The 16012-nt window shown below is 65.0% G+C and carries 8 protein-coding genes and 1 riboswitch; of the genes, 3 read left to right on the forward strand and 5 right to left on the reverse strand.

Annotated elements, in window-relative coordinates; all coding sequences use genetic code 11:
• The first annotated feature begins 118 nt into the window (after nucleotides 1-118).
• From AAFG16_RS30020 to AAFG16_RS30030, 3 genes are read left to right on the forward strand one after another with little or no spacing between them, the layout of a single operon-like run.
• Nucleotides 119-4609 (forward strand): autotransporter domain-containing protein, encoded by a 4491-nt coding sequence (locus tag AAFG16_RS30020; RefSeq protein ID WP_342731083.1) that lies wholly within the window; start codon nucleotides 119-121, stop codon nucleotides 4607-4609.
• On the forward strand, nucleotides 4599-8825 hold the full coding sequence (locus tag AAFG16_RS30025; RefSeq protein ID WP_342731085.1) for an autotransporter domain-containing protein: 4227 nt from the start codon (nucleotides 4599-4601) through the stop codon (nucleotides 8823-8825). Before AAFG16_RS30020 ends, AAFG16_RS30025 begins: the two co-directional genes overlap by 11 nt.
• Complete coding sequence (locus AAFG16_RS30030; RefSeq protein ID WP_342731086.1) at nucleotides 8815-11766, forward strand: autotransporter domain-containing protein; 2952 nt, start codon at nucleotides 8815-8817, stop codon at nucleotides 11764-11766. The genes AAFG16_RS30025 and AAFG16_RS30030 overlap by 11 nt, the downstream gene beginning before the upstream one ends.
• A 133-nt stretch (nucleotides 11767-11899) precedes the next feature.
• On the opposite strand, the gene AAFG16_RS30035 is transcribed toward AAFG16_RS30030, so the two are convergent.
• The 5 genes from AAFG16_RS30035 to AAFG16_RS30055 all read right to left on the reverse strand — a co-directional run bounded on the left by AAFG16_RS30035 (nucleotide 11900) and on the right by AAFG16_RS30055 (nucleotide 15927).
• Entirely contained in the window at nucleotides 11900-12415 is a 516-nt protein-coding gene (locus tag AAFG16_RS30035; protein WP_342731087.1) for a GNAT family N-acetyltransferase, read from the reverse strand.
• A gap of 56 nt (nucleotides 12416-12471) precedes the next feature.
• Nucleotides 12472-12873 (reverse strand): dihydroneopterin aldolase, encoded by a 402-nt coding sequence (folB, locus tag AAFG16_RS30040; protein ID WP_283080109.1) that lies wholly within the window; start codon nucleotides 12871-12873, stop codon nucleotides 12472-12474.
• 38 nt (nucleotides 12874-12911) lie between these two features.
• Nucleotides 12912-12991: riboswitch (ZMP/ZTP riboswitch) on the reverse strand.
• 303 nt (nucleotides 12992-13294) lie between these two features.
• The gene (locus tag AAFG16_RS30045; RefSeq protein ID WP_342731089.1) at nucleotides 13295-14407 is read right to left on the reverse strand and encodes a polyamine ABC transporter substrate-binding protein; all 1113 of its coding nucleotides are present in this window, start codon (nucleotides 14405-14407) and stop codon (nucleotides 13295-13297) included.
• A 6-nt stretch (nucleotides 14408-14413) separates the two neighbouring features.
• Nucleotides 14414-15592, reverse strand: a complete 1179-nt coding sequence (locus tag AAFG16_RS30050) for an aminotransferase (RefSeq protein ID WP_271580715.1) — start codon at nucleotides 15590-15592, stop codon at nucleotides 14414-14416.
• 8 nt (nucleotides 15593-15600) lie between these two features.
• The gene (locus tag AAFG16_RS30055; protein ID WP_008139644.1) at nucleotides 15601-15927 is read right to left on the reverse strand and encodes a rhodanese-like domain-containing protein; all 327 of its coding nucleotides are present in this window, start codon (nucleotides 15925-15927) and stop codon (nucleotides 15601-15603) included.
• Nucleotides 15928-16012 lie beyond the last annotated feature (85 nt).

A 16012-nucleotide genomic window follows, 5' to 3' on the forward strand; every position in this document is an offset into this window, starting at 1 on the left:
GTCTGAAACTGAAATATCAGAAACTTTCAGAAACTAGCCAACCCCTTATCAGGACACCACTCCCGCCCGGTGCGAAGAATCCTGTCGAGGACTCGGGACGTGCGTGTTGGGGGAAGTGGTGAGGACGGGGAAACATTATTTCAAAGCGACGCGCCACCTGCGGGCCGCCCTGCTGACGTCGTCGGCGCTGGCCCTGGCCTGGACGCTGCCGGCCGGGCCGGCGCGCGCCGCGTTGAATGGCACCTGGCTCGCCTCGCCCGGCAGCAACGACTATGGCACCGGATCCAATTGGGACGGCCGCTTCGTGCCGGTCGGCACGGCCTCCTTCGGCACCTCCTTTACCACCAGCCTGGTGATCTCGAGCGCCAGCGTCGGCGGCTGGACGTTCAACGCCGGCGCCTCGAACTACACGTTTGACGTCAGCGGTCCATTGAATTTCACCGGCACCGGCATCACGGTCAACGGCGGCCGCGTTACGATCAACTACGCCAACAGCGGGGCCCTCAACACGTTCAGTGGTTCAAGCACCGCCGGCAGCGCCACCATCACCAACAACGGCACTCTGGAATTCCACGACACGAGCACGGCGGGCAGCGCCGCCATCACCAACAACGGCGGCGGCGCGCTGAATTTCTACCTGACCAGCACGGCTGGCAATGCCAGCATCACCAACAACGGCAGCGTGACTTTCTTCGAGGCCAGCACGGCTGGCAATGCCGCCATCACCAACAACAGCAACGGCACCCTGCAATTCTACGGCAGCAGCACGGCGGGTAGCGCCACCATCACCAACAACCACGTCGTGGATTTCCTTGGCACCAGCACGGCGGGCAACGCCACCATCACCAACAACAGCAACGGCACCCTGATTTTCTACAACTCCAGCACGGCGGGCAATGCCGCCCTCATCAACAATGCCGGAGGAGTGGTAGACTTCACCTATACTGCCGGGTTGAACAACGACAGCAAGGTGAGCGCGGGATCGATCGCGGGCGCCGGCTCCTACAACCTCGGCGCCAACGAACTGACGGTCGGCAGCAACAATTCCACGACCGAGGTCAGCGGCGTCATCTCCGGCAGCGGCTCGCTGGTCAAGACCGGCATGGGCATCTTGTACCTGACCGGCGCCAACACCTATACCGGCGGCACCACCGTCAATGGCCCCGGTAGCGAACTATGGCTTGGCAATAACACCGGTGGGGTTGGCTCCATTCTGGGGGCGGTCACCGTCGGTGGTGGAGGCATGTTCAGGATCCTCAACGCCGACACAAGCGGCATCACGACGATCACGAACAATGCCACCACGGCTTTCTACAAGACCAGCACGGCGGGCAGCGCCACCATCACCAACAACGGCGAGCTGCTTTTCCTTGGCACCAGCACGGCGGGCAGCGCCACCATCACCAACACCAACACCATGGAGTTCGTTGACACCAGCACGGCGGGCCACGCCGCCATCACCAACAACGGCACGCTGTATTTCTACGCCTCCAGCACGGCAGGCAGCGCGAGCATCACCAACAACAGCGGCCTGCAATTCTTAAACACCAGTACTGCCGGCAGCGCAAACATCACCAACACCAGTGGCGGCTCCACGACGTTCTACGGCACCAGCACCGCCGGCAACGCGACGATCAACAACGATGGCACAATCAATTTCAGCCAAACAAGCACGGCGGGAAGCGCCGGCATCACCAACAACGACACCTTGAACTTCAATGCTTCGAGCACGGCCGCAAGCGCAACCATCACCAACAACTTTTCGATGGCGTTCGTCGGCGTCAGCACGGCTGGCAGCGCGACCATCACCAACACCTATAATCTACTCTTCATGGGCTGGAGCACGGCCGGCAACGCGGTCATCACCAACAATGGCGGCGGTCCCTTCCACAATTCCATCGGAACGACCTATTTCCGGAACAACGCGACCGCGGGGAATGCGCAGCTGATCAACAACGACCCGGGCGCCGGCTTCGATTTTTCCGGCAGCACCGGCCCGAACGGCGACAACAAGCTCAGCGCCGGCTCGATCGCCGGCAACGGCACCTTCTCACTCGGCGCCAACGAGCTGACGGTCGGCGGCAACAATCTGTCGACCACCGTCAGCGGCGTGATCGCCGATGGCGGCTACTTCGGCGGCACCGGCGGTTCGCTGGTGAAGACGGGCACCGGCACGCTGACGCTTTCGGGCACCAACACCTATATCGGCGGCACCACCTTCGCCGGCGGAACGGTCAGCGTCTCCTCGGACGCCAATCTCGGCGACCTCGCGGGCAGCCTGACCTTCAACGGCGGCACCCTGCAGATAGCAGGCACCGCTTTCAACGCCACCACGCGCAGCATCTCCTTCGGTGCCGGCGGCGGCACGCTGGAGATTGCAGCGGCAGCCAACAATTTCGTCATCAGCCAGAATCTCGGTGGCGGCGCGCTGACCAAGTCCGGCGCCGGCACGCTGACCTTGACCGGCGCGGACAATTTGTCCGCCCTGACGATTTCTGCCGGCACGCTGGTGTTCAGCGGCAATGCCACGGCCGGCGGCACTCAAATCACCAACAACGCGCAGCTGACCTTCGATACCAACGCCACGGCCGGGAGCGCCACCATCACCAACAACGGCAACGTACTGTTCGACGGCAACGCCACGGCCGGCAGCGCGCAGCTCATCAACGGCACGCCCAGCGCCGTCTTCGACTTCTCGATGAGCACCGGCCCGAACAGCGACAACAAGCTCAGCGCCGGCTCGCTCGCCGGTGGCGGCACCTTCGACCTCGGCGGCAAGGAGCTGACGGTCGGCAGCAACAACCTGTCGACCAATGTCACCGGCGTGCTTGCCGATGGCGGATCCGGCGGCGGCAGCGGCGCCTCGCTGGTGAAGGTCGGCACCGGCAGGCTGACCCTGTCGGGCGTCAACACCTACACCGGCGCGACCCAGATCGACGGCGGCACGCTGGCGGTGAACGGCTCGATCGCGTCCTCCAGCAGCGTCACCGTGAACAGCGGCGGCACGCTCGGTGGCACCGGCACCGTCGGCAACACGACGATCGCGAGCGGCGGCACGCTGGCGCCGGGCAATTCCGTCGGCACCCTCACCGTCAGCGGCAACCTGACCTTCAACGCCGGCAGCTTCTACACCGTCGAGGTCTCGCCGAGCGCCGCCGACCGCACCAATGTCACCGGCATTGCGACGCTCACCGGCGCCACCGTGCAGGCGGTCGCCCTGCCCGGCAGCTTTCGGCAGCAGACCTACACCATCCTGAACGCCAGCGGCGGCTTCGGTGGAACACATTTCGCCAGCCTCACCGGCAGCAGCTTCGCGCCCGGCGCCCGCAATCCGCATCTCACCTACGACCTCAACAACGTCTACCTCGTGCTCGATCCCGGCGCGATCGTGCTGCCGGCGGGCACCGGCGCCAACCAGAGCAACGTGGCCGGCGCCATCAACGGAGCCGTCGCGAGCGGCGGGACGCCGCCGGCCGGCTTCGATGCGTTGCTCAACATGGGCCAGCCGCAGCTCAACCGCGGGCTCAGCCAGGTCTCCGGCCAGCCCGGCGCCGCCGGCACGCAGGCCGCGTTCAATGCCACGCAGCAGTTCGTGGACATGCTTGATCCGTTCGGCGGCGGCTCGGACGGCGAGCGCGGCGGCACGGCCAGCGACGGCGGGACGCTGGGCTATGCTTCCACCGCACCAAACGACGCAAAAGTGCGCGAGGCCTACGCCGCCGTGACGCCGCGCGATGCAAGCGACGATGTCGTCGACCGCCGCTGGGGCGTGTGGGCCTCTGCCTATGGCGGCGCCAGCACGTTGAACGGCAACACTGCGGCCGGCTCGAGCACCACCACCAGCCGCATCTACGGCACCGTCGTCGGCGCCGACTACCGCGTCTCGCCGAACACGCTGGTCGGCTTCGCGCTCGGCGGCGCCGGCTACAACTTTGCGCTGTCCGACAGCCTCGGCAGCGGCCGCGCCGATCTGTTCCAGGCCGGCTTCTACGGCCGCCACAATTTCGGACCGGCCTATCTCTCGGCAGCGCTGGCCTATGGCTGGCAGGACGTCACCACCGACCGCACCGTGACGGTGTCAGGCACCGACAAGCTCACTGCCAACTTCAAGGCCAGCACCTTCTCGGGCCGCTTTGAGGCCGGCTGGCGCTTCGCACCGATCCCCGCCTCCAGCTTCGGCGTCACGCCCTACGCGGCCGTGCAGGCGACCACCTTCCATTTGCCCGGCTACGGCGAGACCGCGATCGTCGGCAGCAACCAGTTCGCGCTGTCCTACACCGCGCAGGACACGACGAATGTGCGCACCGAGCTCGGCGCCCGCACCGACCAGTGCTTCCTCGTCAACGACGGCGTGCTCACGCTGCGCGGCCGGCTCGCCTGGGCGCACGATTCCAACACCAACCGCCTCGTCAGCGCCGCCTTCCAGACGCTCCCCGGCGCGGCCTTCACGGTCAACGGCGCGCAACCGGCGGCCGACTCCGCGCTGGTCGGCGGCCGCGCCGAGATGAAATGGAGGAATGGCTTCTCGCTCGCTGGAACAGTCGAGGGCGAGTTCTCGCAGAGCACGCAGACGTACACGGGCAAGGGCACGGTGCGTTATGAGTGGTAAGCGGAAAGATCGTCTCGCAGCGACCCGCCACCTGCGGGCCGCGCTGCTGACGTCGTCGGCGCTGGCCCTGGCCTGGGCGCTGCCGGTCGGGCCGGCGCGCGCCGCGTCGGATGGCACCTGGCTCGCCTCCCCCGGCAGCAACGACTATGGCACCGGCTCCAACTGGGACGGCGTTTTCGTGCCGGTCGGCACGGCCTCCTTCGGCACCTCTGATACCACCAGCCTGGTGATCTCCAGCGCCAGCGTCGGCGGCTGGACCTTCAATGCCGGCGCCTCGAGCTACACGTTTGACGTCGGCACGCTGAACTTCACGGGTGCCGGCATCACGGTCAACGGCGGTAGTGTCACGATCAACTACAACTTCGCCATGTCGTCATCGTTCACCGGTTCAAGCACCGCCGGCGACGCTACCCTCAACATCAACTACCTCGCCGACCTTGTGTTCTCCGGCAACAGCACGGCCGGCAATGCCGCCATCAACAACTACGGTCAAATCGAGTTTGCCACGACCGGTCCCGTCACGGCCGGCTCGATCTCGGGCAGCGGGTACTTCGACCTCGCCGGCAACCAACTGACGGTCGGCTCCAACAATCTGTCGACCGCCGTGACCGGCGATATTCTAAACGGCTCGCTGGTCAAGATCGGCAGCGGCACGCTGACCTTGTTGGGCGCCAAGACCTATGCCGGCGGCACCACGATCAACGGCGGCACGTTACAGCTCGGCAGTGCCGCCGGCGGCGGCGCCATTCTGGGGCCCGTCACCGTTGGCGTCAGCGGCACGTTCAGCGTCTTCAACGGCGACACCAGCGGCATCACCAGCATCACCAACAGCGGAACCACGATCTTCCACAACGGAAGCGGCGCCAGCTCCGCCAATATCTCAAACAGCGGCGGCCTCTCGTTCTACGACGACAGCACGGCCGGGAGCGCAACCATCACCAACACGGCCGCCGGCACCGTCAACTTCTACGACCGCAGCACGGGCGGAAGCGCAACAATCGCCAACATCGGCACATTGACCTTCAACGGCTCAAGTACCGCCGGCAACGCGGCCATCACCAACAGCGGCTCCTTTGCCATGACGATTTTCGGCGAAAGCAGCACGGCTGGCAGCGCGACCATCACCAACAATATGTTGCTGAGTTTCGTCGACAACAGCACGGCTGGCAGCGCCACCATCGTCAATAACTACAATATGTATTTCGGCGGCTCGAGCACGGCCGGAAGCGCCAGCATCACCAACACCGGCACCATCACCTTCAACCAATCGAGCACGGCCGGTAGTTCGACGATCACCAACCACGCCATCATCCATTTCTTGGACAACAGCACGGCGGGCACCGCCACGATCGTCAGCGACGGCACTCTGTCGTTCAATGCGAACTCCACGGCTGGCAACGCCACGATCGCCAATAACCACCTCCTCATTTTCGACGACAATAGCACCGCTGGCAGCGCCAACATCAGCAACCGCGACCGTGTGGAATTCCACGGCAGCAGCTCGGCCGGCAACGCGGCCCTCACCAACGGTCAGTACTTGCGATTCTTTGATGGGAGCACGGCTGGTGCCGCGACCATCACCACTGTCGGCAGCGGCACTCTGGAATTCCGCGACACCAGCACGGCCGGTAACGCCACAATCGTGAGCACCGGCAGCGCCACGCTGACTTTCTTCAACACCAGCAGCGCCGGCAGCGCAACCATCACGAACGAATATTTCGGGCTCTTCAGGGACAACAGCACGGCGGGCAGCGCCACGATCTCCAACGTCGGCTCTGGCACCATGAATTTCCTCGACGCCAGCAGCGCCGGCGGCGCAACGATCACGAACGCGAATGCTCTGTACTTCCGGGACAGCAGCACGGCGGCGAGCGCTAATATCACCAACAATGGCGGCATCGCATTCTACGGCTCCGCCACTGGCGGCAACGCAACCATCACCAACAACGGCAGCATAACGTTCTTCGCCAACAGCACAGCCGGCAACGCGGTCATCATCAGTAATGCCAGCAGCTTGGTCGATTTCAGTCCCGCCGCGGGCCCCAACGGCGACAACAAAATCAGCGCCGGTTCCATCGCGGGCGCTGGCCTCTACCTGCTCGGTGCCAATGAGCTAACCGTCGGCTCGAACAATCTCTCGACCGAGGTGAGCGGCGATATCAACGGCGCCGGCGGCTCGCTGGTGAAGATCGGCTCCGGCACGCTGACCCTGTCGGGGACCAATGCGTATACCGGCGGCACCACAATCAATGCGGGCACGCTGAAGATCGCGGGCGCCGGCACGCTTGGCGCCAGCAGCGCCGGCACAACTGTTGCGGGTGGCACGCTCGATCTTGGCGGCACGGCCCAGACCCAGGACGGCGGCGTGACGGTGACGGGCGGTCGCATAACCAACGGCACGCTGTCATCGTCCGGCTTGTTCGACGTACGAGCCGGCATTATCGACGCCAGTCTCGCGGGCAACGGCGCGCTGACCAAGGGCGGCAGCGGCACGTTGACGCTGTCGGGCGCAAATACCTACACCGGTGCGACGATCGTGAACGACGGCACGCTGGCGGTGAACGGCTCGATCGCGTCCTCCAGCAGCGTCACCGTGAACAGCGGCGGCACGCTCGGTGGCACAGGCATCGTCGGCAATACGACGATCGCGAGCGGCGGCACGCTGTCGCCGGGCAATTCCGTCGGCACCCTCACCGTCAGCGGCAGCCTCGCCTTCGGTGCAGGCAGCTTCTACCGGGTCGAGGTCTCCACGACCGCCGCGGACCGGACCAACGTCTCGGGCACGGCGACGCTCACCGGCGCCACCGTGCAGGCGGTGGCGCTGCCCGGCAGCTTCCGCAGCCAGACCTACACCATCCTCAATGCGACCGGCGGCTTCGGCGGAACGAAGTTCGCCGGACTGAGCGTGAGCGGCAGCTTCAGCCCCACCCGCAACCCGCACCTCACCTACGATCCGAACAACGTCTACCTCGTGCTCGATCCCAGCGCGATCGTGCTACCGGCCGGCACCGGCGCCAACCAGAGCAACGTTGCCGGCGCCATCAACAAAGCGGTCGAAGGTGGTGCGACGCCTCCGGCCGGTTTCGATGCGCTGCTCAACATGGGCCAGCCGCAGCTCAACCACGGGCTCAGCCAAGTCTCCGGCCAGCCCGGCGCCGCCGGCACGCAAGCCGCGTTCAATGCCACGCAGCAGTTCGTGGGCATGCTCGATCCACTCGGTGGTGGCGGCACAGATGGCGAGCGTGGCGCGACCGCCGGCGATGGCGGAGCAATGGGCTACGCGTCCACCGGCAATGCCGACGCTAGGGTGCGCGAGGCCTACGCCGCGGTGACGCCGCGCGACGCGAGCGGCGATGTCGTCGACCGGCGCTGGGGCGTGTGGGCCTCTGCTTACGGCGGCGCCAGCACCTTGAACGGCAACACTGCGGCCGGTTCGAGCACCACCACCAGCCACATCTACGGCACCGTGGTCGGCGCCGACTATCGCGTCTCGCCGAACACGCTGCTCGGCTTCGCGCTCGGCGGCGCCGGCTACAATTTCGCGTTGTCTGACAGCCTCGGCGGCGGCCGCGCCGATCTGTTCCAGGCCGGCTTCTATGCCCGCCACAATTTTGGGCCGGCCTACCTCTCTGCCGCTCTCGCCTATGGTTGGCAGGACGTCACCACCGATCGCACCGTGACGGTGTCGGGCACCGACAAGCTGACCGCGAATTTCAAGGCCAGCACCTTCTCGGGCCGCCTCGAAGCCGGCTGGCGCTTCGCACCCATCCCCGCCTCCAGCTTCGGCGTCGCGCCCTACGCCGCCGTGCAGGCCACGACCTTCCATTTGCCCGGCTACGGCGAGACCGCGATCGTCGGCAGCAACCAGTTCGCGCTGTCCTACACCGCGCAGGACACGACGAATGTCCGCACCGAACTCGGCGCCCGCACTGACCAGCGATTCCTCGTCAATGACGGCGTGCTCACGCTGCGCGGCCGGCTCGCCTGGGCGCACGACACCAACACCAGCCGCCTCGTGAACGCCGCCTTCCAGACGCTCCCCGGCGCAGCGTTCACAGTCAACGGCGCGCAACCGGCAGCAGACTCCGCGCTGGTCGGCGGCCGCGCCGAGATGAAATGGCGGAACGGCCTGTCGCTCGCAGGCACCGTCGAGGGTGAGTTCTCCCAGAGCACGCAGACCTACACGGGCAAGGGCACGGTGCGTTATGAGTGGTAAGCGGAAAGATCGTCTCGCAGCGACCCGCCACCTGCGGGCCGCGCTGCTGACGTCGTCGGCGCTGGCCCTGGCCTGGGCGCTGCCGGCTGCACCCTCGCGCGCGGACGACGCCACCTGGCTCCCCTCTCCCCCCAGCAACGACTATAGCGCCGGCGCCAACTGGAGCACGCACTCGGTGCCGACAGGCACTGCGTATTTCGACGTGTCGAACACCACCAATCTGTTGAACACGTCCGACCAGACGATTGGCGGCTGGACATTCAACCTCGGCGCATCGGATTATACATTCACCAACAGTAATGCGATTTTCGGGTTCAACGGCGCCGGCATTGTCGTCAATGGCGGCAGCATCGCCATCACCAACAACTACAACCAGCTGAATTTCTACAACAGCAGCACGGCCGGCAGCGCCTCCATCACCAACGCCGGCGTCCCGGGCTTCAACGGCGTCCTGGGCTTCAACGACCACAGCACGGCCGGCAATGCGACGATCACCAACAATGGCAGCATCACCTTCCAAAACTTCAGTACGGCCGGCAGCGCAACCATCACCAACAACAGCAGTGCCCAGCTCAATTTCTACAACGCCAGCACCGCCGGCACAGCGACCATCACCAACCACAACATCATCAATTTCCGGGACACCAGCGCGGCTGGCAACGCGGCCATTTCCAATGACCATGGCCTGATGTTCTTCGACGCCAGCACCGCCGGCAGCGCCACCTTCACCAACAATGCCGGCGGCGAGATCATTTTCATGAACACCAGCGCCGCCGGCAGTTCGGTCATCACCAACAACGGCTACGGCGTCTCGTTCCTCGACACCACCACGGCCGGCAACGCCACCATCATCAACAACTCCATCCTGCAGTTTGCCGACAGCAGCACGGCCGGCAACGCCGCAATCACCAATAACGGCGTCCTCGGATTCTTCATCAACGGCACGGGCGGCAACGCCAGCATCCTCAACAACGCCGGCGGCAAGGTTGATGTCTCGCACAGCACCGGCCCTGCCGATGACGGCAAGCTCAGCATCGGCTCGATCGCGGGAGCCGGTGCTGTCTATCTGGGCGCACGGCAGCTCACCGTCGGCGGCAACAACCTGAGCACAACGGTCAGCGGCGTGATCAGCGACTGCGGCGCGAGCGGCACGGCGTGCTACGCGAGCCTGTTCGGCCTGAGCGCCACCGGTGGTTCGCTGGTGAAGGTCGGCACCGGCACGCTGACCCTGTCGGGCGTCAACACCTATACCGGCGCCACGACGATTGATGGCGGCACCCTGGCGGTGAACGGCTCGATCGCGTCCTCCAGCAGCCTCACCGTGAACAGCGGCGGCACGCTCGGCGGCACCGGCATCGTCGGCAACACGACGATTGCGAGCGGCGGCACGCTGGCGCCGGGCAATTCCGTGGGCACCCTCACCGTCAGCGGCAACCTCGCCTTCGGTGCCGGCAGCTTCTACAGGGTGGAAGTCTCCACGACCGCCGCCGACCGCACCAATGTCACGGGCACGGCGACGCTCACCGGCGCCACCGTGCAGGCGGTGGCGCTGCCCGGCAGCTTCCGCAGCCAGACCTACACCATCCTCAATGCGACCGGCGGCCTTGGCGGAACGAAGTTCGCCGGCTTGAGCGTCAGCGGCAGCTTCAGCCCCACGCGCAATCCGCACCTCACTTACGACGTCAACAACGTCTATCTCGTGCTCGATCCCGGCACGATCGTGCTGCCGGCGAGCACAGGCGCCAACCAGATCAGCGTGGCCGGCGGCATCAACAAGGCGGTCGAGGGCGGTGCGACGCCGCCTTCCGGCTTCGATGCACTGCTCAACATGAGCGGCGCGCCGCTCAACCACGGGCTCAGCCAGGTCTCCGGCCAGCCCGGCGCCGCCGGCACGCAGGCCTCCTTCAGCGCCACGCAGCAATTCGTCAACATGCTCGATCCGCTCGGTGGCGGCACGGACGGCGAGCGCGGCGGCACGGCCGGCGACAGCGGGACGCTGGGCTACGCTTCCACCGCACCAAACGACGCCCGTGTGCGCGAAGCCTACGCCGCGGTGACGCCGCGCGACGCCAGCGCCGAAATCATCGACCGGCGCTGGGGCGTCTGGGCCTCCGGCTATGGCGGCGCCAGCACGTTGAACGGCAACGCCGCATCAGGTTCGAGCACCACCACCAGCCACATCTACGGCACCGTGGTCGGCGCCGACTATCGCGTCTCGCCGAACACGCTGGTCGGCTTTGCGCTCGGCGGCGCCGGCTATAATTTCGCGTTGTCTGACAGCCTCGGCGGCGGCCGCGCCGATCTGTTCCAGGCCGGCTTCTACGGCCGCCACAATTTTGGGCCCGCCTATCTCTCGGCAGCGCTCGCCTATGGCTGGCAGGACGTCACCACCGATCGCACCGTGACGGTGTCGGGCACCGACAAGCTGACCGCGAATTTCAAGGCCAGCACCTTCTCGGGCCGCCTCGAAGCCGGCTGGCGCTTCGCACCCATCCCCGCCTCCAGCTTCGGCGTCGCGCCCTACGCCGCCGTGCAGGCCACGACCTTCCATTTGCCCGGCTACGGCGAGACCGCGATCGTCGGCAGCAACCAGTTCGCGCTGTCCTACACCGCGCAGGACACGACGAATGTCCGCACCGAACTCGGCGCCCGCACTGACCAGCGATTCCTCGTCAATGACGGCGTGCTCACGCTGCGCGGCCGGCTCGCCTGGGCGCACGACACCAACACCAGCCGCCTCGTGAACGCCGCCTTCCAGACGCTCCCCGGCGCAGCGTTCACAGTCAACGGCGCGCAACCGGCAGCAGACTCCGCGCTGGTCGGCGGCCGCGCCGAGATGAAATGGCGGAACGGCCTGTCGCTCGCAGGCACCATCGAGGGTGAGTTCTCCCAGAGCACGCAGACCTACACGGGCAAGGGCACGGTGCGTTATGAGTGGTAAGCAGGCATTTTTCGGAGCCTCTGACAGTTGGGACTCTCGGAAAGGTCCGGCAGCGTCGGTGTGTCGGGATCGTGGTTGGGATCGTACCTGACTTGCCAGAAGCGCTCGGGTATCTTGTCTGCTGCGATGCTCTTCATCTTCCACCGATCCGGAGAGCGTAATAGCGTGAGTGGGCCTCGCCGCCCGGGTCCCGTGAGGCCGTGAGCTGGAAGCCCATCCTTTCGTAAAGCCGATGCGAGGCCGTCAGCGCGTTGTTGCTGGACAAGCGTATACGATCGTATCCCGCATTCCCGGCAAAGCTGATGAGGCCATCGGCGATCGTCCGCGCGATGCCGCGGCCTCGGTAGATTGGGGCGACGAACATGCGAACCATTTCGCACTCCCGATCGTTGAAACCCTTGATTGCGCCGGTGCCGATGATTGCGCCTTCGGCAATCGCGCACAAAAAGAGAGCTCGATCGGCGTAGACCGTGTCCGCGTTGTCGACGTCCGACAGGCGCGAATAAATGAAGTCCCGAACGAAGGCGTCCGGGTGTTCGTGAAAATGCTCGCGCCAGACGGATTCGATGAGCCGCCGGACCGCTAGCGCGTCACCAGGCCGGAACGGCCGAATTGTCCAATTTGGCTCCATATGTGTTGGCGCCGCCATGCGCATCCCTCCCGAGATCATGAGCCCAGAAGTCATTTCCAAGACATTGGAGGGTGTCAGGCGCCGGCGATCTCGCCCTGGCATAATGCGAGGTCGGCGCGTCGAAGGCTGACCTGGACGCCGACCTGGTCTATCGCATGAGCAATCGGCGGACTGGATTTCGCAACGGCGACTGTCACGCTATCCATCCTGATGAAGCGCCGCAGCAGACCTGCAGCGATCGTCTCGCCCAGAGCCTCCAGAGTCTGGAACTTGCCTGACCCAGCAATTTGCACGGCTTCATCGACGACGGCGTCGTATCTCACTGAAGAATCCAGATCGTCACTGAGGTGCGTCCGGACCTCTTGCAGATCGGCGGAAATATCGAAACTGAATTTCTGTCCGAGCGTTCGCTCTTCCTCGAACAGGCCGTGATAGCCGTAAGTCTGAAGTCCGGTGATTTTGATCGACGTCAGCATGGGCAGCTCCGGATGAAGCATTTTGATTCGGGGTTTCCCCAAATCGCCCAGGCGCGCGGCAATTGCCCCGCGCTTCCCGATGGTGCTCCATCCGACGTCGCCAGTCACGCGAGGTCTAAACGATATCAGCTTTCCGCAATGCCCACAATGAACATCGTTCCTGCTCGGGAGGCGGCAGGATACTCTTCTGCTCCTGTTTTGCCCGACGAGTCAAACGACCGGAGCCTGATGACGTCAGGCGCGTCCAGCTGTTGATTCCTCGCCGCTCGGAAGCTGCCTCACGTCCTTGCGCCCGCGCATCGATTAGACCAGATCGCACCGCAACTTAAGCACGGCCACCGCCGGCAACGCCGCCGGTCGCAGTTCTACTGTGCATGGGGTTGTTTTGCAGGATTTGGTTTTGAGAGTGATCCCGGAGCGCCTACCGCCCGGTCTTCACCTTGGTCCAGAGCCGGTTGATGATGCGCTGGGTCGCCGGCTCGCGCGCCGTGATGACGAACAGCTTTGCGAGCGTCGCCTCGTCCGGATAGATGTTCTTGTCGTTCAGGATCTTCGGATCGACCAGCTTCTGGCTGGCGAGGTTGCCGCTCGCGTAGGACAGGAAGTCCGAGTTCTTGGCGGCGACATCCGGGCGGTAGAGATAGTTGATCAGCTCGTAGGCCTCCTTGACGTTCTTGGCATCCGCGGGAATCGCGAGATTGTCGAAGAACATCTGCGCGCCCTCCTTCGGAATGGTGTAGCCGATCTCGATGCCGCTCTTGGCCTCCGCCGCGCGGGCGCGGGCCTGCATGATGTCGCCGGACCAGCCGACCACGAAGCAGATCTCGCCGGTGGCAAGCGCGCTCAAATATTCCGACGAGTGAAACTTGCGCACCGACGGGCGGACCTTGGCGACGACGTCTGCGGCCTTCTCGAGGTCGGCCTGCTTGGTCGAGTTCGGATCGAGCCCGAGATAGTTCAGCGCCGCCGGAAAGATGTCGTCGGCGGAGTCGAGCATGTGCACGCCGCAATCCCTGAACTTGGCGAGGTTCTCCGGCTTGAAGACGATGTCCCAGCTGTCGATCTTGGCGTCGGGGCCGAGGATCTGCTTCACCTTGGCGACGTTGTAGCCGATGCCCGTCGTGCCCCACATGTAGTTCGCGGCAAAATCATTGCCGGGATCGTAGGTCGCAAGATGCCTGGTCACCATCGGCCAGGCATTGCCGAGGTTCGGCAGCTTCGACTTGTCGAGCTTCTGGAAGATGTTGGCCTTGATCTGGCGCTGCAGGAAATAGGCCGTGGGCACCACGACGTCATAGCCGGACTTGCCGGCCATCAGGCGCGTCTCCAGCGTCTCGTTGGCGTCAAAGGTGTCGTAGACCACCTTGATGCCCGTCTCCCTGGTGAAAGCCTCAAGGACGTCGGGCGCCATGTAGTTCGACCAGTTGTAGAAGTTGACGACGCGCTCCTCCGCCCTAACAGGGGCGGAGAGCAACGTCAGCACTGCGGCGATCGCAAGACCGAGGCGAAACCCGGAGCGGCTGACGTTCGTCATCTCTATCTACCTCTTGCGTCCACGCACCGCGTCCGACAGCCGCTCCAGCGCGGTGTCGAGGGTCTCGTCCTTCTTGGCAAAGCAGAAGCGCACCACCGAGGTCACCGGGTCCTGCTCGTAGAACGCCGAAACCGGGATCGCGGCGACCTTGTAGTCCTTCACGATACGCCAGCAGAACTCGGTGTCGCTCTCGTTCAGCCCGAGCGGCGACAGGTCGACGGTGAGGAAGTAGGTGCCTTGCGACTTCAGCACGGGGAAGCCGAGGCTTTCGAGGCCCTTGGTCAGACGGTCCCTGCTCCGCGTCAAATCCTTACGCATCGACAGGAAGTAGTCGTCGGACTTGCCGAGGCCGTAGGCGACGGCGGCCTGCAGGTTCGGGGCGGTGGTGAAGGTCAGGAACTGGTGCACCTTGGCGGCGACGCGCAACAGCTGTGGCGCGGCGCAGACGAAGCCGATCTTCCAGCCCGTCAGCGAGAAGATCTTGCCGGCCGAGCCGACCTTGATGGTGCGCTCGCGCATGCCGGGAATGGTGATCAGCGGGATGTGCTTGTGCTCGTCGAAGGTGACGTGCTCCCAGACCTCGTCGCAGATCGCGATGACGTCGAACTCCTGGCAGTAGCGCGCGAGCAGCTCGAGGTCTTCGCGCGGATAGACCACTGCGGAGGGATTCAAGGGGTTGTTGAACAACACCGCCTTGGTCTTTGAATTGAACACGCTTTTCAGCATGTCCTCATTCAGCCGCCAGTGCGGCGGCTCGAGCCGGACGAGGCGCGGAATGCCGCCAGCCTGGCGGATGATCGGCAGATAGGAATCATAGACCGGCTGGAAGCAGACCACCTCGTCGCCGGGCTGGACCACCGCGAGGATCGCCGAGGTCAAAGCCTCCGTGCCGCCGGAGGTCACCATCACCTCGCTCATCGGATCGAGCTTGAGCCCGTGCCAGTGGCCGTAATGGGTCGCGATCGCCTGGCGCAGCTCAGGCAAGCCCATCATCGACGGATACTGGTTGTAGCCGTTCAGCGACGCCTCGGCCGCGGCGCGGCGGATATCCTCCGGGCCGGGATCGTCAGGAAAGCCCTGGCCGAGATTGATGGCGGCATTGTCGCGCGCGGCCTGCGACATCGCCTCGAAGATGGTGACAGGAAGGTCGGCGAAGACCTTGTTCAGGGACGAGCTTTTCGACATCGGGCCGATCAGCCACCGACCTTGCTGGGAAGACCCGCCGCCTTCCAGCCGAGCATGCCGCCGGCCAGGTGCTTGTCGTAAGGCAGGCCCGCGGCCTGCGCCGCAAGCGAGGCCGTCACCGAGCGCTTGCCCGAACGGCAGGCGAACACGACCTCTTTGCCTTGCGGATCGGGGATCGCTTTGGGATCGAAGGTCGAGAGCGGCACGACGACGCCATAGGGATAGGCCTCGGCCTCGACCTCGTTCGGCTCGCGCACGTCGACGAGGAGATAGCGGCCTTCCGCGACACCCTTGGAGACCTCGTCCGGGGTCAGATCCTGTACTTGATTTGCCACATCATCCTCCAACGTCGCGGGGCCCTCGCCGGGGCGATCCCGGCGGGCGGCAACCTCGCCTCTCGGCAGACGAAAATCAAGCGCT

Origin of the sequence: Bradyrhizobium sp. B117, from assembly GCF_038969555.1 — a bacterium.
Lineage (GTDB): Bacteria > Pseudomonadota > Alphaproteobacteria > Rhizobiales > Xanthobacteraceae > Bradyrhizobium.